The sequence below is a fragment of the Streptomyces sp. PTL18 genome, from assembly GCF_059510295.1.
Genome location: NZ_JCAJZO010000049.1, coordinates 1 through 18,113 on the forward strand (window position 1 = coordinate 1; position 18,113 = coordinate 18,113).

The 18,113-nt window shown below is 72.2% G+C and carries 19 protein-coding genes; 11 read left to right on the top strand and 8 right to left on the bottom strand.

What is annotated here, in order from left to right:
- Positions 1 to 367: 367 nt before the first annotated feature.
- The gene (locus AC5WS8_RS37550; RefSeq protein WP_496107974.1) at positions 368 to 1,705 is read right to left on the bottom strand and encodes a replication-relaxation family protein; all 1,338 of its coding nucleotides are present in this window, start codon (positions 1,703 to 1,705) and stop codon (positions 368 to 370) included.
- Between the two features lie 610 nt (positions 1,706 to 2,315).
- Between AC5WS8_RS37550 and AC5WS8_RS37555 the strand changes: the two genes are divergently transcribed.
- Positions 2,316 to 2,519 carry a hypothetical protein gene (locus AC5WS8_RS37555; RefSeq protein WP_496107975.1) on the top strand — a complete coding sequence of 68 codons (204 nt, stop codon included), beginning with the start codon at positions 2,316 to 2,318 and terminating at the stop codon, positions 2,517 to 2,519.
- Between the two features lie 934 nt (positions 2,520 to 3,453).
- On the opposite strand, the gene AC5WS8_RS37560 is transcribed toward AC5WS8_RS37555, so the two are convergent.
- The 5 genes from AC5WS8_RS37560 to AC5WS8_RS37580 form a co-directional block, all read right to left on the bottom strand.
- Positions 3,454 to 3,624, bottom strand: coding sequence for a hypothetical protein (locus AC5WS8_RS37560; protein ID WP_496107976.1), 171 nt, complete (start codon positions 3,622 to 3,624; stop codon positions 3,454 to 3,456).
- Between the two features lie 130 nt (positions 3,625 to 3,754).
- Positions 3,755 to 5,146: a replicative DNA helicase gene (locus AC5WS8_RS37565; RefSeq protein WP_496107977.1), complete on the bottom strand. Its 1,392-nt coding sequence runs from the start codon at positions 5,144 to 5,146 to the stop codon at positions 3,755 to 3,757.
- Positions 5,147 to 5,224: 78 nt separating this feature from the next.
- Positions 5,225 to 6,265, bottom strand: a complete 1,041-nt coding sequence (locus AC5WS8_RS37570; protein WP_496107978.1) for a hypothetical protein — start codon at positions 6,263 to 6,265, stop codon at positions 5,225 to 5,227.
- Positions 6,266 to 6,524: 259 nt separating this feature from the next.
- Positions 6,525 to 6,854 carry a hypothetical protein gene (locus AC5WS8_RS37575; protein WP_496107979.1) on the bottom strand — a complete coding sequence of 110 codons (330 nt, stop codon included), beginning with the start codon at positions 6,852 to 6,854 and terminating at the stop codon, positions 6,525 to 6,527.
- Positions 6,851 to 7,618 (bottom strand): GntR family transcriptional regulator, encoded by a 768-nt coding sequence (locus AC5WS8_RS37580; protein ID WP_496107980.1) that lies wholly within the window; start codon positions 7,616 to 7,618, stop codon positions 6,851 to 6,853. Before AC5WS8_RS37580 ends, AC5WS8_RS37575 begins: the two co-directional genes overlap by 4 nt.
- A gap of 269 nt (positions 7,619 to 7,887) precedes the next feature.
- On the opposite strand from AC5WS8_RS37580, the gene AC5WS8_RS37585 reads away from it, so the two are divergent.
- The 10 genes from AC5WS8_RS37585 (at position 7,888) to AC5WS8_RS37630 (ending at position 15,266) form a co-directional block, all read left to right on the top strand.
- Positions 7,888 to 8,352, top strand: a complete 465-nt coding sequence (locus tag AC5WS8_RS37585; RefSeq protein ID WP_496107981.1) for an RNA polymerase sigma factor — start codon at positions 7,888 to 7,890, stop codon at positions 8,350 to 8,352.
- Positions 8,349 to 8,489 carry a hypothetical protein gene (locus AC5WS8_RS37590; RefSeq protein ID WP_496107982.1) on the top strand — a complete coding sequence of 47 codons (141 nt, stop codon included), beginning with the start codon at positions 8,349 to 8,351 and terminating at the stop codon, positions 8,487 to 8,489. Before AC5WS8_RS37585 ends, AC5WS8_RS37590 begins: the two co-directional genes overlap by 4 nt.
- Positions 8,486 to 8,734 carry a hypothetical protein gene (locus tag AC5WS8_RS37595; protein ID WP_496107983.1) on the top strand — a complete coding sequence of 83 codons (249 nt, stop codon included), beginning with the start codon at positions 8,486 to 8,488 and terminating at the stop codon, positions 8,732 to 8,734. Before AC5WS8_RS37590 ends, AC5WS8_RS37595 begins: the two co-directional genes overlap by 4 nt.
- Positions 8,731 to 8,898: a hypothetical protein gene (locus tag AC5WS8_RS37600; RefSeq protein WP_496107984.1), complete on the top strand. Its 168-nt coding sequence runs from the start codon at positions 8,731 to 8,733 to the stop codon at positions 8,896 to 8,898. Before AC5WS8_RS37595 ends, AC5WS8_RS37600 begins: the two co-directional genes overlap by 4 nt.
- Before the next feature lie 304 nt (positions 8,899 to 9,202).
- Positions 9,203 to 9,481, top strand: coding sequence for a hypothetical protein (locus AC5WS8_RS37605; protein ID WP_496107985.1), 279 nt, complete (start codon positions 9,203 to 9,205; stop codon positions 9,479 to 9,481).
- Positions 9,478 to 10,101 (top strand): hypothetical protein, encoded by a 624-nt coding sequence (locus AC5WS8_RS37610; RefSeq protein WP_496107986.1) that lies wholly within the window; start codon positions 9,478 to 9,480, stop codon positions 10,099 to 10,101. Before AC5WS8_RS37605 ends, AC5WS8_RS37610 begins: the two co-directional genes overlap by 4 nt.
- A complete protein-coding gene (locus tag AC5WS8_RS37615; protein WP_496107987.1) occupies positions 10,101 to 12,239 on the top strand; it encodes a hypothetical protein in 2,139 nt (712 codons plus the stop codon). The genes AC5WS8_RS37610 and AC5WS8_RS37615 overlap by 1 nt, the downstream gene beginning before the upstream one ends.
- A 185-nt stretch (positions 12,240 to 12,424) precedes the next feature.
- The gene (locus AC5WS8_RS37620) at positions 12,425 to 12,934 is read left to right on the top strand and encodes a hypothetical protein (protein WP_496107988.1); all 510 of its coding nucleotides are present in this window, start codon (positions 12,425 to 12,427) and stop codon (positions 12,932 to 12,934) included.
- The gene (locus tag AC5WS8_RS37625; RefSeq protein ID WP_496107989.1) at positions 12,931 to 13,293 is read left to right on the top strand and encodes a hypothetical protein; all 363 of its coding nucleotides are present in this window, start codon (positions 12,931 to 12,933) and stop codon (positions 13,291 to 13,293) included. Before AC5WS8_RS37620 ends, AC5WS8_RS37625 begins: the two co-directional genes overlap by 4 nt.
- 83 nt (positions 13,294 to 13,376) lie before the next feature.
- Positions 13,377 to 15,266, top strand: a complete 1,890-nt coding sequence (locus tag AC5WS8_RS37630; protein ID WP_496107990.1) for a DUF2637 domain-containing protein — start codon at positions 13,377 to 13,379, stop codon at positions 15,264 to 15,266.
- A 154-nt stretch (positions 15,267 to 15,420) separates the two neighbouring features.
- On the opposite strand, the gene AC5WS8_RS37635 is transcribed toward AC5WS8_RS37630, so the two are convergent.
- Together AC5WS8_RS37635 and AC5WS8_RS37640 are read right to left on the bottom strand one after the other, a co-directional pair.
- Positions 15,421 to 16,305, bottom strand: coding sequence for a hypothetical protein (locus AC5WS8_RS37635; RefSeq protein WP_496107991.1), 885 nt, complete (start codon positions 16,303 to 16,305; stop codon positions 15,421 to 15,423).
- Between the two features lie 2 nt (positions 16,306 to 16,307).
- The gene (locus AC5WS8_RS37640; RefSeq protein ID WP_496107992.1) at positions 16,308 to 16,985 is read right to left on the bottom strand and encodes a ParA family protein; all 678 of its coding nucleotides are present in this window, start codon (positions 16,983 to 16,985) and stop codon (positions 16,308 to 16,310) included.
- Positions 16,986 to 18,113: the final 1,128 nt, after the last annotated feature.

An 18,113-nucleotide genomic window follows, 5' to 3' on the forward strand; every position in this document is an offset into this window, starting at 1 on the left:
AGAAAGGGCGCGGAAGGCGCGGGGAATTCCGCCGGATAAAGCCCGTGGAATCCAACCCCATTCCAAAAACCCCGGCCGTTGGCAGGCGCGGACACAGGTGTCGGGCACAGCACCGAGCCGCCAGGCCGCGCTAGGCGAGGCGAGGCGAGCGAACTGCCCCGGGCCACCCGCCCGGACTGCTCCGCAGAAGGGCTGAAGGGGTGGCCGGCGCGCCTCGCCTCGCCTCGCCTCGCCGCTGCGTTCCGTCAGCGCGCCGGGGGTCGACAAGGGGCGACTTGCCTGGGAGATCGCGAATGGTCAAGGGGTGGTCGCCTGGGAGATGGCGAATGGTCAAGGGGTGGTTGCCTGCGGATCGCAGGGCGCGCGGTCAGGTGCGGCGGCGCCGGCCGAAGATGCCGCCGCCGGTCGGCGGCTGGTCCGGCTGCTCCTGGGCGGCTTCGGCGGCGGCGCGCTCGCGGCGGTTCAGGCAGGGGCGGCACTCGCCGCCGGACGTCAGCCCGTCGCCCGGGTACACGTACCGCTGGCAGGTCGGGCACACCCACTTGCCCGCCTCCAGGCGGGCGCGCTCTGCTTCCTGCTCCCGGCGGGCGCGCTCGAGGGCGGCTTCCTGCGCCTTGCGGCGGGCCTCCGCGCGCACCGAGTAGGCGCGGAAGTCGTCGGGGTTGTCGAGCGCATCGCCAAGGCTCTGCCAGGACGTATGGCCGTAGCGCCACCACACCGGGCCGTGCGGGCCGTGCGCGGCGAGCAGCTTCAAGGTGGTGGCCAGCAGCGGCACCTTGCCGTCGTAGTCGCGGTAGCCGTCCGGCTTCTGCCCCTCGGGTGCGTAGCCGTCGCCGTTCCACTCGCCGCGCCAGTGCTCGCGGGCGAGCTGCCCGACCTCGCTCATGCGGGCCTGCATGGCGGTCTTCCCAACGTTCTTCGTGAAGACCAGCGCCACCGGCGGGTAGCCGTCGCGCGGCGAGGCCGGCCACACAGTCCGCCACAGCGGTACTTCCCGCCCGTTCAGGCTGACGCGGCGGGCGAAGAACCGGCGGTAGCGCTCGATCTTGTCCGCGACGATCGGCGGGCCCTCGGTGCCGTTGTCGACCTCCACGAACAGCAGCGGCACGATCTCGTGGCCGGGCGAGGCGAACACCATGTCGGCGCGCAGCGAACCGCGGGCCGGGGACAGGAAGGTGCCGCCGACCGGCAGCACCGCCTCCGTGGACCAGGCTGTGAGCGGTCCCAGTCCCTCCGGCCGCGCGGCCGGCTCGTACGGCGCGGCGGGGGCGAACTGGTGCTTGCGGGCGACGGGCTGCGTCGGCTCGGGCGGGGTCTGCAGGAACGCGTCCAGGACGTCGGTCACCGCGCGGGCGTGCTTCGCGCCGGAGGCTGCCGCAGCCTTCGCGGTGCCGCCCATCTCGCGCTCCGGGCGGTCGAGGACCACGGCCGCCGCGTCCAGCCCGGCCGTGGTCAGCGTCCACAGCTTCTCGGTGATCCGGACGCCGTCGTCGTTGACGCGCACCGCGCTGCCCGGCGAGATGACGAGCTTCTCGGCTTCCAGGTCCTTCAGCCCGCCGCGCACGGTCGCCGCGTCCTTCGTGCCGGGGCACATCAGCCTGCGTATCTGGTCCGGCGTCGCGACCTTGACCACGCCGAGCGCGGCCAGGCACATCGTGCGCGTCCGTCCCGTCGACCCGTACCGGCGCAGCTTCGAACCGCCCACCCGACCGGCCCTCCCCTCCCGGCGCCCCCTCCCATCGGGACACCCCTCTGTCCTGCCTGATCATGCAGGACAGAGGGGTGTCGAGGCTTGCCCGGGGCCCGGAACCCCGTGGTGATCTGCGTAAACACGGGCCGGGCAAGCTTCGGGCACCGCAGGGGGATCACAGGGGAACCGATAGGGGAGACCGCAGGGGACCGGTGCGGCTTGCCCGGACCCCTTGTCGACCCCGGGCGCACCGGGCCGTGCAAATGCTGCGCCGCACCGGCCGCGAGGACGACGGCCAGGAGCACGAGCAGCTGCCCAGCGCACCGGGGGCGGTTACGGGTTACCGGTTACAGGCCGGTGAGGGCGCCGGTTCGCGCTGCTCAGGGCGCTCAGGTGCGGTCCCTTCCGGACCTGTAACCGGTAACCCGTAACCGCCCGGCGGGCCGTGCGAATGCTGCGCCCCGCCGGCACGCCGACGACGGCCAGGAGCACGAGCTGCTGCCCGGCGCGCTCCTGGCGGAGTTCACCGACTCGCACGCGCGCGTCACGCGCGCGTCTTGGGGCCCGCCGAAGCTCCGGGCCGTGGCGGTGATGATGAACTTCGCGGCGCGGCGAGAATCGGGCGATGACCGACCGCCGCCCGCTGGGCACCGGACCCGTCCGCGCCGACCTGTCCCGCATCCGAGACACCGACCTGCCGCCCGTGCCGCGCGCCCAGCTCGCCGCCGAACGCATCCCCGCCGCCCCGGCCGCCACCGATCCGGGGCCCGCACGCCGGGTCGCCGGACGCCGCACCCTCGGGACCGGCCCCGGGACCGCCGGGCTGTGACAGAGGCTGTGACACGGCGGCTGTGACGGCTCAGCGGAGCCGACCCGTACGGGCACGCGCACATACGCGCGGACCGCGCGGGCGTGAAACCGCGGCACGCCCGACACGCGGCACGCGCGGCACGCGTTGGCCGGCCTCCCGGGAGACGTCGGCGGCTTCCCGTGCTGCCGTCCCGTCTCGTGTGCACGCGTGTGCTCGTGCACGTGTGCACGCCTTTCGCGCCCGCGAGGCGTCCAACGGCGCGCCAGCACCGGCCTGTCCGGCGTCCTGGCGGCGACCTGTCCGGCACCCTGCCCGGCCTGTACGCCACGGGGCCGACGTCCTGGCGCACGAGTTCGCGCGGACACGTCGGGGCCACGACGACCGACAGGACACCACCAGCGCCGACGGGCCAGACAGGCCGATCGGCTCGAACCCGGGGTCTGGGGCCAAAACACCGCCGTACGGCCCCGATCCGGGGGGGTGCGGCGGCTGATCGGATCGATTGGCCCGCGCAGGTCAGCATCGGTCCCGCCATCGGCCGGCCATTGGTCCTGATCGGCCGTCAGCAGCCAATCAGGACCAATCAGGACCAATCAGCGGCCGATCAGCGGCCGATCGGACCTCAAAGCCTCACAGCTCACAGCCAGGGGCGCGCCCACCTGGCGAAACGGCCTGTGAGCCTCATACCTCACAGGGCCGCGCGACCGGTGTCACGCTCCGGCTGTCACGCTCGCCCAACCCGGCAAGAACGCGTGAACGCCCACGTCAGGCCGGGTGCGCGACAAGCAAGCGCCGGGGCAGCGTGACGCCGCCCGAAGACCGGGGCGCGGGCCAGACCGCCAACCAGAGGCGCTGTACGGCGCTTTGACGGCCGAACAAGCCCCGCCCCACCCAAGGGAACCCGGGGCGGGGCGGAATCGCGGGAGATCGACGCACAGCCGTGCTGGCGGGGCTACCAAGGCCAGGGCGGCCGAGCGGCGTTGGGATCGTGGCGCCGGGCGTCGGGGTGATGCCGGGCGCAGCAACGTTTCTCGTCGTCGGCCAGGGCCAGGTAGTCGTACAGCTCGCACGGCTCTTCGTGGGGGCGGAACTCGCCGGGGCAGGGGCCGCCGTTGACCGGCATGGTCGGGCCTCCCCTCGCCAAGATCCGCAGACGCCGCTGTGAGCGCCATTCTCACGGCCGGACACCGGATGGGTCGGCAGCGACACGAACGGCGCTCACAGCGGCGTACAGCCGCCTTCCCGGCGGTCGTTCAGGTGCGGGCCATGTCCACGAACCGCGAGTAGTGGAGCTGCGCGGCCACGGTCACACGGGCTGTCGGCCCGAACCTGTTCTTCTCGATGACCAGGTCGACCTCTCCGGCGCGCGGCGATTCCGGCTCGTCAGCGTCCGGCCGCTCGACCTTGAGGACGACGGATGCGTCGTTCTTGATCGCCCGGGACTCGCGCATCATGCCGTCGTCGTTGAGCTGCGACAGCGCGATGACGTGGCAGTCGAGCTGGACGGACAGGTTCTTCAGGCCCCGGGACACGGACGCCACGGCCTGCTCGCGGGTGATGTTGCGGGACTGCTCCACCTCGACCAGCTGGAGGTAGTCCACGACCAGGAGCTCCAGGCCGTCGCCGCGGGCGCAGGCCCGCGCCGCCGAAGCGATGTCCCCCAGCGACGCGCCGTCGGGCCGGTAGACCCGCAGCGGCAGCGACTGGAACAGCTCCGGACCCAGACGCCGGACGGTCTCCCAGCCCTCCGCCGTGAGGCCGCCCTGATGCGTCAGATGGTGCAGGGCGATCTTCCCCTCAGCGGCGGCGATCTTCTGCATCAGCTCGGTGCTGCTCATCTCCAGCGAGGAGAACATCACCCTGGCGCCCGTCTTGGCGGCGGCCACGGCGGCGTTGAGCGCGAACGTGGACTTGCCCACGCCGGACTGCGCGGCCACGACGGTCACGTTGCCCGGCCGCATCCCCGACGTGATCGTGTCGAGGTCGGCGAACCCGTACGTCAGCCCGAGCTTCTTGCCGTCCTGGATGTCCTCCAGGTCCGCGACCCAGTCGAGGTACAAGTCGCCGACCTCGGGCGGCGCTTCGTGCAGGCCCGGGGTGCCCGCGATGATCTCGGTGAGCTGCTGCTCGACCAGGTCGCGGACTTCGTCCTCGTCGCCCCTCTCGCTGTAGGCGTACTCGAGGATGCGCTGCGCCGAGCCGATGACCGCGCGCCGGTACGCCTTGGCCCGGACGATCTCGGCGTACTGCGAGCCGTTCGCGGCGGTGGGCACGGCCTGCGTGCACGTGTGCAGGTACGAGGCGCCGCCCACGCGGGTCAGCTCACCGCGTTGGGTCAGCTCACGGGCGACGGTGATCGGGTCCACCGGCTCGCCGGCCGTGCGCAGGCCGCAGATCGCGCGGTGGATCGTCTGGTGCGCGGGCCGGTAGTACTCCTCCGCGACGATGCCGGTGTCCAGGATCTCGGTGAAGAACCGGAACGTGGCGCTGGCCGGGGTGCCGGACAGCAGCAACGACCCGATGACGGCCTGCTCGGCGTCGAGATCCTGCGGCGGCACGCGGGTGAAGGCGGCGGACTGCCCGCCGTCGCGTTCGCGGTCGTTGCCGGGGGCGTCATGGTGCTGGGCAGGGATGCTGGTGGACACTGGAGGTCTCCTGTTCGGTCAAGCGTTCAGGGGATTCGTGGGCCGCTCCCCGGCATGGGAGCGGCCCACAGCGGTTTGTCAGGCAGGCACGGTCATCGCGCAGTCCAGGCAGCCCTTCCGGTAGCGGGCCGGATGGACCGGGCACGGCTCACGGTCACCGGCACCCTGCGCCGACCGCTGCCGGACCTGGTCATACAGGCGCAGGTCGTCGACCCAGCCCGGCAGGCACTTCGTCCACGACACCGCGCCGCGGGTGTTCTTCAGCACCTCCGCCTCCAGCAGCGCCAGGTGCGCCTCGTCCAGCCCGGGCAGCGCCGGCCAGCCCTGCGCCCGCATCGCCCGCAGCAGCCGCGGCGCGCACTTCCGCGCGGTGGCGGCACCCGCCTGCCAGCGCTTCATCTGCTGCAAGAAGCGCTCAGCCGCAGCGGTCTCCTCCTGGGTGAAGTCGCCCGCCTCCTCCTCCCGCTGTGACGGGAGCGATCCGCTGGGGTCACGGAGGAGGGTGGGGGAGGAGGAGGAATCCTCCTCCTCCGGGGGGTGTGGGGGGGGCGAAGGGAAACCGGCTTTTTCCGGGTTTCGGCTCTGACCTGCGGAAACACCCTCCGAGGGAACACCGCTTTTTGCGGTGTTCCCTCCGAACTCCGCTTTTTGCGGTTTCCGGCTCTGACCAGGCGAAACCCGCTTTTCGCGGTGTTCGCTCGACGCCTCCGGGTCCGGACTCCGCTTTTTGCGGTTTTCGTCGCTGACCTGCGACAACGCGTCAGCACCCTCCGAGACGTACTCGGGGTTGTTGGCCGGGTTGCGGTACGCGGAGTAGCACCACTGAGGACGGCTCGTGTCCGGGTTGTAGACGGACACCCGCCGCAGGTGGCCAGCGTCCGTGAGGCGCTTCGAGATCTTCGCGAAGCGCTCATCGCTCATCTTCCAGCCCAAGCTGCGCATGCCCGCCACGCAGTCCCGCCCCGACGCCATCACCCCCGGCTCCAGGAGCAGCAGGTAGACGAGCGCGCCCAGGTCCTCCGGCTGCAACCCCTGCGTCTCAGCGACCCCGCGCGTGATCACCACGTCGTCGGGCGCTTCCTGGGCCCGCTGGAACAGCGAACCGCTGAAGTCGGTCATCAGGCCACCCCGGGCCTGACCAGGGCAAGAGCCTGTCCATGTGGTGCTGTGCGGGCCGTGCATCGTACGCTCAAGGGAGCGCACCTCCTCATTGATCAGGTGAGAGTGCTTCTCCGCCGCCGGGCCGCGAACCCGGGCGGCGGACGTTCGGGCCCCGCCGTCTGGCGGGGCCTGTTGCGTTGCGAGGCCCATCCTGCCCCCGCCCGCCTGTGGACAGAGGACGGAGGACGTGCGGGCCCCGCTTCGGCGAGGCCTGCGTTTATCGAACGCCCTCGGTCTTTTTGAGGCTTGCGGCTGCTGCGCGTGCGGTGACAAATGGGCCTCGTTCTTTTCCGTCGAGGGGTACCGCGTACCAGTCGCGTGCCATTCCGGGCGATGTTGTGTACGTCTCGCCGAGAATTTCGCCGTTGTACGTCACCAAATTGGGGCCGTCACGGTCATCTCCGATGGACGCGTAATGCAGCCCTTTGCGTGACCGCAGTTGCATGGCGACTTCCTGTCGGTGCATTTCTTTGACGGCGGAGTCGAAGGCGCTTTCTGCTGCGGTCACAGATTCCTGCGATCCGTCATTTCGGTCAGCCATGGTCATGTCTCCGATGCCGGTGGTAGCAGGGGCAGGTCGTCGTACGTGAACTTCAGCCGGTCGGCGGCAGCGATGGCCCGCAGGACTTCGATAGGCCGGCCGTTCGCGTCCTTGGTGACGCGCTCCACCGTGATGACGGAGACTCGCCCACCGACGCGCAGCAACGTGGCTTCGTCAGCAGTAGGCATCCGCACGGCGACGGTTTCGCTTGCTGTGGCTCTGCGGTGCCCAGCCTCCGCGAGCTTGCGGTAGATACCGCCCTCGATCTTCTCCGCCGTGTCGATGCCGGCGGACTCCGCGATGTCGCGTGGATACCAGGCGTGCTGGAGCTGCACGAGGTCGTCCGGGCGGATGATCGCGTGGCGCAACCGGTAGATCAGGCTCTCTCCGGGTGCGAGTTCGAGCAGTGCCGCCAGATCCTCCGGGGCCTCCACGGTTTCTACGTGGATCAGCTGCATGAAGCCGTCCACGCCCGCCTCAGCGGTGGCTGTCTCCCAAGGGCCGCGTGTTCCGCCGGGAGTGAGGGCGCGGGTGTAGCGGCTCAGCGGCAGTTGCACCTGCGCGCGATGCCGCACACGAGTGCCGCCCTTCTTGGCGGTGAACACCAGGCCCTCGTCGACCAGTTCGCTGATGGCTTTGGTGACGGTCGCCTTGGACACGCCGTGCTCTGCCATCAGGTCCGCGTTCGTCGGCAGCTTGCTGCCCGGGGGGAACTCCCCGGTGTTGATGCGCCGCCGCAGGTCAGCGGCGATGCCGCCGGAACTGCTCATGATCCGACACCTCCTCTCTCTGTCGTGGCGTGGCTCACGTCTGAAGCCACCTTATCGCCTAGTCGTTATTGACAGTACGCCGTCGGGCGTGCATTCTCAATAACGCCTAGGCATTAACTGGCGATGAGGTCAGTTGAGGCCACGGGCGCTGCCCGACCTGCATAAACGCAGGTGCCCGGCCTGGTGTTAGCGCACCAGACCGGGCGGCGGGACCGGTGTTAGCGCACCGGTCCCGCTGTCGGAACCCCTGGATAAGAGGGAGATCCAACGTGTCGATCGTGGCAGAACGGATGCCGTTAGCGCAGGTGGCCCCGCGCGCTGATGAGCACAGCAAGACGAAGGAGCCGTTGCCGCAGCGTCCGCGTGGCCCGCACCCCTACCGGGTGGGTGTCGCGGGACGGTTCAGTCGGCCGGAGGACGCCGCGCTGCGCCAGGTGCTGGCGGCGTGGGCGGCCGAGTACCACGGCCTGGTCGTGGCCGTGGCGGCGCGGACGCTGAAGATGCAGGACCGGTCCCTGGCGGAGGACGTCGCCCAGGACGTGTGGCTGTCGGTGTGGCAGCACCTGCTGTCCGGCCAGAGCGTGGAGAACCCGCGCGGGTTCCTCGCGGTGATGGCGCGGCGCCGGGTGTACGCCCACTACGCGCTGGCCCGGGTGCGCCGCGAGGAGTCCACCGACTACAGCGACGCGGCGGCCGTGGCCCGGCTGGCGTCGTGGCTGGAGGCGGCGGCATGAGCGACGACGCGGCGAGGCAGCAGGCGGCGGCGGAGCTGGAGGCCGCGAGGCAGCGTGCGGCGGCGGACCTGGCGGCGGCGCAGGCGGCGGCGGCTCGGCTGGCCGAGACCCTGGCGCAGGCCGGGGGTGCCCGATGACCAGCGACGTGATGGCGCAGGTCGGGCCCCGCACGGTGGGCGCGATCTACCAGAACAGCGACGGGGCGTTCGAGGTGCTCGCCCTGGTGACGGACCCGGCGGAGGCGGTGCGGCTGCTCAAGCGCCAGTCGGCCAGGTTCGCGGTGATCGTGAAGGACGTGCTGCGCGCGGACGGCCAGCCGTTCGCGGTCGGCTCGGTGTGGACCACCTCGGACCACCTGGTGAGGGCGGGAGGTGCCCGGTGAACCCGGTGATCTTCTGGGCGCTGCGCCTGGTGGCCGTGGCCGCGATCGTGGTCGAGGTGGCCGCGCTGATCGCGGGCGAAACCCTGGTGCTGAACCTGGCGGTCGTGCTGGGTCTGGGTGCGGTTGCGGTCACCTGGGTGCTTCAGCAGGACGGTGACCGGTGAGCGCGCGCCGGGTGAAGCCCCGGGCTCCGAAGGCCGCGCCGGAGGCTCCGGTGCTCGGGCAGATGGGCCTGTTCGGCAGCTCGGAGCCGTGGGCGCCGACCCGGGATTGCCGGTGCTGGCCGCCGGTGCCGCGGGCCTGCGAGCACTGCAAGCAGTGCGACTCCTGCCAGGACTGCGGCCGGTGCGCCGGCCAGGGATGCGGGTGCGCGTGCGAGGGCTGACGGCTCTCCGTCATCACCAGCTGCCGCTCCGGCTGGTGGTGGCGGAGGGACCGGACAGCCCGGACCCGGAAAGGACCGCCCGCATGTACGGCCAGACCCGTATCGCGCTGCTGGACCGCGCGGTCGCCGCCATCGAGCGCGGCGCCCAGGTGGCCCGGCTCGCGCTGCGCCTCGCCACCAAGACCCGGCTGGGCCCCACCGACCTGTACGCCGCGCTCGCCACCGCGAAGTTCATGGCGGCGCACGAGCTGATCGACCAGGCCGCGGCGGCCTGCGACGACACCGACGACGAGACCGAGCTGATTCAGATCCGCCAGCCGCTGTGGTTCGGCGGCACGACGATCGTGGAGGACGAACTGTGACCACGCCTTACGACTGGCAGAACGACGGCGCGTTCGCGTCGGCGCCGCCGCGCCCCCAGAACCCGCCGCACGTTCCGCCGCAGGCTGCTGCTCAGCCCGGACCGCAGGCGGCGGGCCCTTCGCGGCCGACGCGGCACACCCACAAGGAGCGCACCTACAACGTCAACCTGAACGGCGGCGGCCGTGGCAACAACGGCGGCGGCAACGGCGGTGCGGGTGCGGCCGGCGGCGGTGCGGACCGGCACCAGGGCGACCGGCTGATCGCCATGGTGGAGCGGATCGAGATCCGCGGTAGCAACGACATCCTGGCCCTGGGCAAGGCGATCAACCACCTCGGGCGTGAGCTGCACCTGATCCTCGGGATGCGCGCCGAGGAGATCAACGGGGTGCTGTCCACCTACAAGGGCAAGTGGTACACCTTCGGCGCCTCCAGCCGGGTCAAGGCCCGCCTGGTCTCCGCCCACCTGAAGGTGTCCGCGGAGGCGGCGAAGGCGCTGGGTGTGGGCGCGCTGAAGATGGCGCACGCCCTGAACCGGCACTTCATCAAGCCCGAGCAGGAGGCCAAGGCGCGGCGCAACGGCAAGCCCAAGGGCCGTGAGTTCACGATCGAGGTGGACTGATGGCCGGCCGCAAGAAGACCACGCAGGCCGCCGCGGCGGCGCCGGTGAACACCTCCACGGACATCGTGCCGGTCGGCAAGGGCGGCTTCTTCGGGCACCTGGTGGGCCATGTGGTCGGCAAGGCCCTGCCCTACACCCCGCCGTGGATCGGCGCGGCGACCCTGCCGCCGCTGGCCGGTTGGGCGACGAACACGATGTGGGGCGCGGACCCGCTGTCCACCGGGCTGGCGTCGGCCGGCCTGGCGGTCGGCGGCGTGGCGCTGGCGGCGGTGACGTGGAAGACCACCCCGGCCGCGACCAAGTTCGGCAAGTTCCGCCGCACGCAGGCCACCGCCTCGGTGGCGGCCGGGATGGGCTGGCTGACCTGCGCGACGGCCGCAGGTCCCTTCGGTCACCCGCTGCTGGACATCTGGCTGATCACGGGCGGGCTGTTCGCCGCGTCATGGAACCTGCGGCAGATCCTGCGCAACGGCGCCTCCGGCGACGTCGCCGAGGAGACAGGCGGCGGCCTGGGCGCGCTCGCTGAGGCGATCGGCTGGGAGAAAGTCAAGGTCAAGGACGCCAAGGGCTCCGGCAAGGGCACCGTGAAGGCGGACGTGGAGGTCACGGCCGGCGGCACCGTTCCCGATGTGCAGGCCACCACGGCCAAGCTGGCGGCGGCGCTGCACGTCCCGCCGTCCGGCGTGGTCGTCACCCCGGACCCGGAGAACGGCGCCCGCGGCACGCTGTCGCTGCGGGTGGCGGACCTGCTCAAGGACGGCGTGCCGTTCGCCCTGCCGCGCGCACTCGGGCTGCTGCCCACCGATGAGATCCCGGTCGGCCTGTACGCCGACGGGGAGGTGTGGGCGATCAACCCGTTCGACGCGGACATCCTCCAGCACCTGCTGGTGATGGGCGTGACCGGCGCGGGCAAGTCCGAGTTCGCCCGCACCGTGCTCACCCACCTGATGTGCCGCCGCCAGATGAGCATCTTCCTGGTGGACGTGTCCAAGGGACGTCAGACGGTCGGGCACATCAAGGACGGCCTGGACTGGTTCATCACCGAGGAGGCCGAGGCCAAGCGCCTGCTGAAGGCGCTCCCGGGCGCCATCAAGGCCCGCGGCAGCGTCCTGGCGGATGAGGGCCTGGACCAGTGGTCGCCCGCCTCGTCGCTGAACGCGGTGTGCGTGTGGCTGGAGGAGGCCGCCGACCTGGCGGACTTCGAGGAACTGAACAAGATTGCCCGCGCTGCCCGGTCGGTGGGCATCTGGCTGGTGATCAGCCTCCAGCGCGCCACCTGGACGAACCTGTCCACGGACGTGCGCGCCAACCTCCAGGCCACGGCCTGCTTCGGCGTGGACGACCCGGGCGACGCCTCGTTCTGCCTCCCCGACAAGGTGACCGCCGCCGGCGCGATCCCCGCGTGGGGCTCCGACCGGCCCGGCTACGCGTTCTCCACCGGCATGGGCATCCCGGAGAAGCAGTGGACCACGGAGGTGCGCTCCGCCCTGACCGAACGCGAGGTGCTCGCCGCGCTCGTTCAGGCCGCCGCCGCCGTCCGTGACCCGCTGGACGACACCACCGCGCAGGCCCTGGGCCAGGCGTACGCGCAGCGCTCCCACCGGGGCACCAACCGCACCACTCCGGGCGTGCAGGCCGCCGCTCCGGTCGCTTCCATCGCCGCTCCGGCCGCGCTGTCCGCGATTCCGGGCCAGGCCCCCGTCCGTTCCGCCTACGTCCTGGAGGACGACACCGACATGTCCGAGATCGAGGAGGCCGCCGCCATGGAGCTCCAGGAGGCCCGCGAGGAGATCCTCGGTGCCATCCCCGGTGACCCCGAGCCCGACGCCGACTACGCCCACCTCCGCCTGGAGGACGACGTGCCCGACGTCGACCCCGACTCCGACATCGAGTTCGAGGCCCACGACCGGCCGTCGACCGAGGAGGCCCGCCACATCCTCTGCGTGGAGCTGGACGGCTTCGTGCAGCAGGGCCGCCTCGAGTTCGAGCCCGCCGACCTGATCCCCGCCACCGTGGCCGCCGGCCGCAAGCGCCCCTGGCTCCAGGGCGAGCTGAAGCGGCTCGTGGAGATGGGCGTCATCCGCCGCGACGGGCACGGCGAGTACACGATCCTCACCTCCCCGCTCCAGCCCGCCTAGCCGTCACCGATTGTGACGGCCTGACAGTCACGGCGCGGCCTGACTTCCGACAGTCAGGCCCGCCGGGGGCCTAAAGAGAAGTCACGGAACTTTGCACGTGACAGGCCCTGACAACGGCCCTGACTGTCAGAAATCCCCGCCTCTGACTTCCGCCTGACAGTAACTCACCGTGAGGAGCACGAGCCGTGTCTCACCCCCTTGAACCCCGCCCGTACACCCCGGCCGCGCCCCTCGCTCAGCCCTACGAGGTGCCCCTCGCCGCGCCGCTGAGCGGGCCCGTGGAGCTGTACGCCGAACGCACCAGCAGCGAACCGGTGGTGTACGTGCCGGACGCCTACGGCCGCATGGTGCCCGTCCTGCGCTCGCAGGCCGATGCCCTGATCGCCGCCGTGCCCGCCACTCAGCCCCGGGACCTGACCCCGCAGCCCCTCATCGACTCGCGCGCCCAGCTCGTCCTCGCGGGCGGGATCGGCACCGGGGCTGCGGCGGCCGGCGTCGGCTACGGCCTGGGCCAGGTCCTGGCCCCGCTCGCGGCCATCACCAGCAGCGGCCTGCTGTGGGCGGTCTGCCTCGCTGCCGTCATCGCCGGTACCGGGCGCCGCGCCGTGCGCGGCGGCGACACCTACGTCACCCACAACCACAACCACGCCAAGTGGTGGGGCAAGGCGGGCGCGACGACGAAGAACGGCAGGTGAGCGCGGTGGGCCGCTACCAGGGCTCGATGCCGACCGCGCTGCTGCGCGACGACGCGATCCGCCCCACGGAGTACACGCGTTGGGCTGACGCCCGGGCACGGTTCGAACGCCGGGAGAAGGACGCGCAGATCGTGGCCGGCCTGGTGGAGTCCATCCCCCGCCAGGGCCTGCGAGTCCCGATCGTCCTGGGTGTCTCGGACCGCGACGGCGCTGTGTACGTCGCGGACGGACACCACCGGGCCGTGGCGCTGATGACCCTGCGCGCCCCGCGCTTCCCGTTCCACTGGTACTGGATCAAGAGCATGGGCGTCCGGATCGAGGACCGGCCCTTCCCCTACTACCTGCTCAACACTGACTGACCCGGGCCGGGAGTTCGGAGCTCCCGGCCCGGCCGGCCACGACCGCCGCATCAGCGGTCCCGACCCACGACACGGAGGTCCCCGTGACGCATCAGGCAACCTACCCGCAGACGCAGCCCCGCTCCCTCGATGCCCCGCCCGACCTTGACCGCACGCGCGCGGCTCCGGAGGCCGCCGCCGACGTTCCGGGCACGCCGGGCGCGGCTCCGGTCGCACGGGGCGGTGCTCCGGCACCGGTGACCGGAGGGCAGACTGCCGGGATGCGAACGACGGTGACGGAGGAACACAGCCGACCGGGCGAGGCGCCCGCAGCCGAGACCGCTCCGGTCGCGGCCGGTGCCGTTCCGGCGGCACGCCCGGCCGCTCCGGTCGCACCGGAGACCGCTCCGCCCGTGCGGGGACTGGGTGGCCGGGGGCGGCTGAGCAAGGACGCCTTGGGGGGAGACGAGGGGGAGGCTGAGGCCCCGGCCGAGGAGTCCGAGTCCGAGGCGCGCTGGGTGGGCAAGGCCCTCCTCGCGGTGGCCTGTGTGGCCCTGCCCATCGTCGGCCTGATCGGGTTCGCGGTCTCCTACCGGACGCTGGAGGACTTCGCCCGGGAGAGCGGGTTCGGCTGGCTGTCGTGGGCGTTCCCGGTGGGCATCGACGTGTCCATCATCGGCCTGCTGGCCATGGACCTGGTCCTGATCCGCGCCGGGCGCCCGAAGCGGTCGCTGCTGCCGTCCGCGCACCTGATGACCGCCGTGACGATCGTGCTGAACACCGGAGCTGCCCTGCCCAGCGGCATGGGCGTGCTGCAGGGCCTGGCCGCTGAGCCGATGAAGGCCCTGATGCACGGCGTGATGCCGTTCCTGTTCGTCCTCGGGGTCGGGGCGCTGCGGCACTGGCTGCGCGTCACCACACGCGCTCAGCGGACCCGCCCGGACCGCATCCCGGCCCACCGCTGGATCCTGGCCCCCATCACCACCGGGCGCCTGTACCGGCGTATGCGGCTGGCGTCGGTCACCAGCTACGAGGAGATGGTCAAGCGGGAGCAGGACCTGCACGGCTACGTCACGATGCTGAAGCAGAAGCTCGGCGGCGACCTGTCGACGGCCACCGACATCCAGAAGCTGCCCATGACGATGGCCCCGCGCGGGTTCACCGTCGAGCAGGCGCTGGCCCTGCCGGAGGAGTGGGAGCGCCAGCAGGAGGAGCGGGAGCAGCAGGAGGCGGAGCGCGCGGCGCGGAAGGCGGAGCGCGCTCGGCTGCGGGCGGAGCAGCAGCGCGAGGAGGCGGAACGCGAGCGGCTGCGGGCGGAGCGGGAGGCGGAGGAGGCCAGCCGCGCCCGGATCGCCGCGCTCAACCGGAAGGCCGACGAGGTGGCCGCCGGTCACCTGGCGAGCGTCCGCACCCACGAGGCAGCCGGGCAGGCGGAGACCGCCCGGGTACTGGCGGAGCAGGCACGGCAGCAGGCGGAGCGCAAGGCGCAGGCGGCGGAGCAGGCCGAGGAGTCGGCGGAAGCGGCAGAGGCCCGCCGCCGGGAGGCCGAGGCGACGCGGAAGGCAGCCGAGGAACTCGCGGAAGCCAAGCGGCTGAAGGCGGAGGCGGAGCGCCTGGAGGCGGAGGCGGCGGAGCAGCGCCGCCGCAAGCTGGCGGTGGATGCCGAGGCGCAGCGGGCGACCGCTGACGCGGAGGCGGACCGGCTGCGGGCGGCCGAGGCGCGCCGCCGGATCGCGGTCCTGGAGGCCGAGGCCGCCACGGCCGACGCCTGGGCCGACCTGAGCCCGCGCCAGCTCAAGGCCCGCAAGGTGGCCCGCATGATCGTGGCTGCCGGAGGCAACGCCGACAACGTCGACGTCGTGGAGCTGAAGCAGATCGAAGCCGCGGTGGGCGTCGGCCGGACCGTTGCCGGGGACATCCGCAAGGAGGCGCAGGAGCTGCTGGCCGGCGGCTACGACCCGGCCACCGCCTACCAGCCCAAGACCTGGGCCTGACACGGCCTGAACACGGCGAGCGGGGCGGCACCCACCACCGGGTGCCGCCCCGCTCGCCGTTGGACCCCCGACCACGCCCCCGACCACGAGCACCAGGACCCCGACCACAGACCCGACCACGGCAGGTCAGCGCGGTGGACACGCCGCGGCTGCGCTACGTCCAGGCGCGGGCGGCGATCCAGTGCTGGAAGGTGTCGTCGGTGAGCGCCTCCACGAGAAGGTCCGCCGCCCGCTCGGGACTGATCTGCGCCTTGCCCGCCCCGTCCGCGATCCAGGCGCTGAGCCGGGCCACGTGCTCCGGGCTCAGCACCCACCGCCCCGCCTCCCCGGCCGGGCCGGTGCCGTCACCGTCGGCGCTCATTCCCAAATTTGGGAATGAGCCGGCGGGCTGGTCCTGGCCGTGGGCGACGACCGTGCCCGTAACCGGTGCGCCGGCCCCGCGCCCGGTGCGCTTGGCCGGGGCGGGCTTGCGGGCGGGTGGGAGCTGGCGGGGCACGAACAGCGCCTCCAGGCGCTCCGGCTCGGTTCCCTCCCGCAGGAAGTCAGCGAGGTTGGCCACCACCTCCGCGGTGACCCGGAGCCCGGCCTGCTGGCCGTGGCGGCGCAGCTCGGCGTACCAGCGGGCAACCGCCTCGTGGCCCTGCTTGGCGGCAACGTCGACCAGGGCGCGGACGTGGGAGTCCGGGGCCGGGCGCTCCAAGGCGTCGGTGATCGCCTTGGCCAGCGGCCACTCGCCGATCTCGCGGTAGGCGGCGGACTCGCTGATGCCGTCCCACTCGTCGTCCAGGTACTGCTGGCGGGTGCGCTGCCCGTCCTCGCCGCGGTACAGGCGCCGGCGGAACGCGGCGTCCAGGGCCTTGCCCCGCATCCACTTCGCGGCCTGGTGGTGGTCGCGGGCGGCATGGATCCGGTCGAGCTGCTGCTGTTCCTTCGCGTCCAGTGGTCCCGTGCGGTCGAGATCCTGCGGCTCGGGGATCAGCTCGGGGACGAAGGCGCGCGCCCGGTCCCGGCGACCGAGTGCCTTGTCGTTGGAGGCCATGCTCACCGCCTCGCCTCGGGCAGGTGCCCGAGCCGGGTCAGCTCGGTGACGAGCGCGTCGTACGGCTTCTTCCGCTCGGGCTTGTCGCAGGGGAAGCCGACAGCCGACGCGATGCCTTCCCGCCTCGGGATCTGGGTGGACAGGACCGTCCAGCGCGGGTCGGTGCCCTTCTCGCCGCCGTTCGTCAGCAGGTCCGCGTACTTCTTCGGGCTGGCCGCCCCGGCCTGGCAGCGGTTCAGCAGCACGTACGTCGCCGGCGGCTTCCCGCTCTCGCGCAGCGCTGCGGACCGCTTGATCACCTTGGCGAGCGCCGTTCCCCGCTCGGGCTTGACCAGCCGGTCGTAGTCCGGCTGCGTGGGCGACAGCGTCAGGATCACAAGATCCACGACTTCCAGTATCGAGTCCACGACGTCCGGGTGGTTCTCCGCGTGTCCGGCATCCACCAGGTTCACCCGGGAGTGGTCCATCTCCGGGTAGACGTCCTCGGCGAACGCCGGGGTGTCCGCCTCGTGCACCTGGCACGGGAAGTCGCCAGCGTCCCGCGCCCACGCCGCCAGTTGCAGCGACTCGTCAGCGTCGTAGCAGGTCACGGGGTGGCCAGCCCGCGCCAGGGCATAGGCCAGCAGGCCCGTGTTCGTCGTACCGCCCATCGTTCTGGGCTTCAGGCTGGCAATCAGCATGCGCGCCACCCTACGGACCCCAGTAGCGGCCGTGGTGGTGTCCGCGCAGCATTTGCACGGGCCCGGCCGTCCCGACGACCCGGCCGGGCCCGAGACGGAAGCCGTCGGCCACAATCACCACCAGGAGCAAGACGAGCGGCGGCGCTGGTGGTCCCGCCGCGGCTGACCGCCGCGCACGCCCCGCCCGGCGGCAACATCTCTTGCGGCATCTCTTGCACGATCTCTTGCGGCTTCCCTTGCGACATCTCTTGCGCGAGCCTTCCGGGGCGCTGCGCGTTGCCGCTGGTCACCACGCTGTTTTGGGCGTGGTCGGGGGTCTGACATCCCCCCTGGAGCCTCCCTCAGCCGCCCACGATCAGGAAGAAAGGGGAGTGGGGCGGGGCGGGGCAGAGGTCGGCGCGCCGGGGGGATCGGGCACCCCGGAGGCTCGTTGCGCGTCGGCGGGGCCTCCGCGCTGCCCGGCCGCTGAAGCGTCCGGGCGATGGAGTGGGGCGGCGGCGAGCGGCGCTGTTGCGCCGGGTGTTGCGGCAGACGTTGCGCCAAGGGGTTGCGGTAGAGGTTGCGGTGGATGTTGCACAGCCTGATGGCGGGCGCTTCTGTCACCGCTGATCAGCGCGCTACCGGGGCGTGGTCGGGATGCTGACATCCCCCTCAGAGCACCCCACGACCGCCCCGGCCTGGAAGAAGAAGGGTGGGAGGGAAGCGGGCAGGACGCAGGGAGCGCCTCGGGGAATCGGGGCGCCGGCCGTTGTGCTCGCGCGCGTCGGCGGGGCCGCGCGCGGTCGAGGCGGGCGGTGTCCGCGCAGCATTCGCACGGGGCTGCGAAGGTGGGCGTCTCCTGCTGTCGCGTGGCCTGTCGTGTGGGTCGGGCTGTCGGCGCGACAGATGCCCTGCGACCTGCGGTGTGCCCCGCTCCTCCCCGCGGTGGGGTCGAACGCGACAGCCCAGCCGGGACGGCTGCGCGAACCTCCGACGCGGGCGCCCCGGCGGCGGGGCTGGGTGTCCGGCGGGTGTTCGGGCCGGTGCACCCGCGCGGTTGGGCCGGGGATTCCCGGCGCGCTCTCGGAATGGGGTTGGATTCCACGGGCTTTATCCGGCGGAATTCCCCGCGCCTTCCGCGCCCTTTCT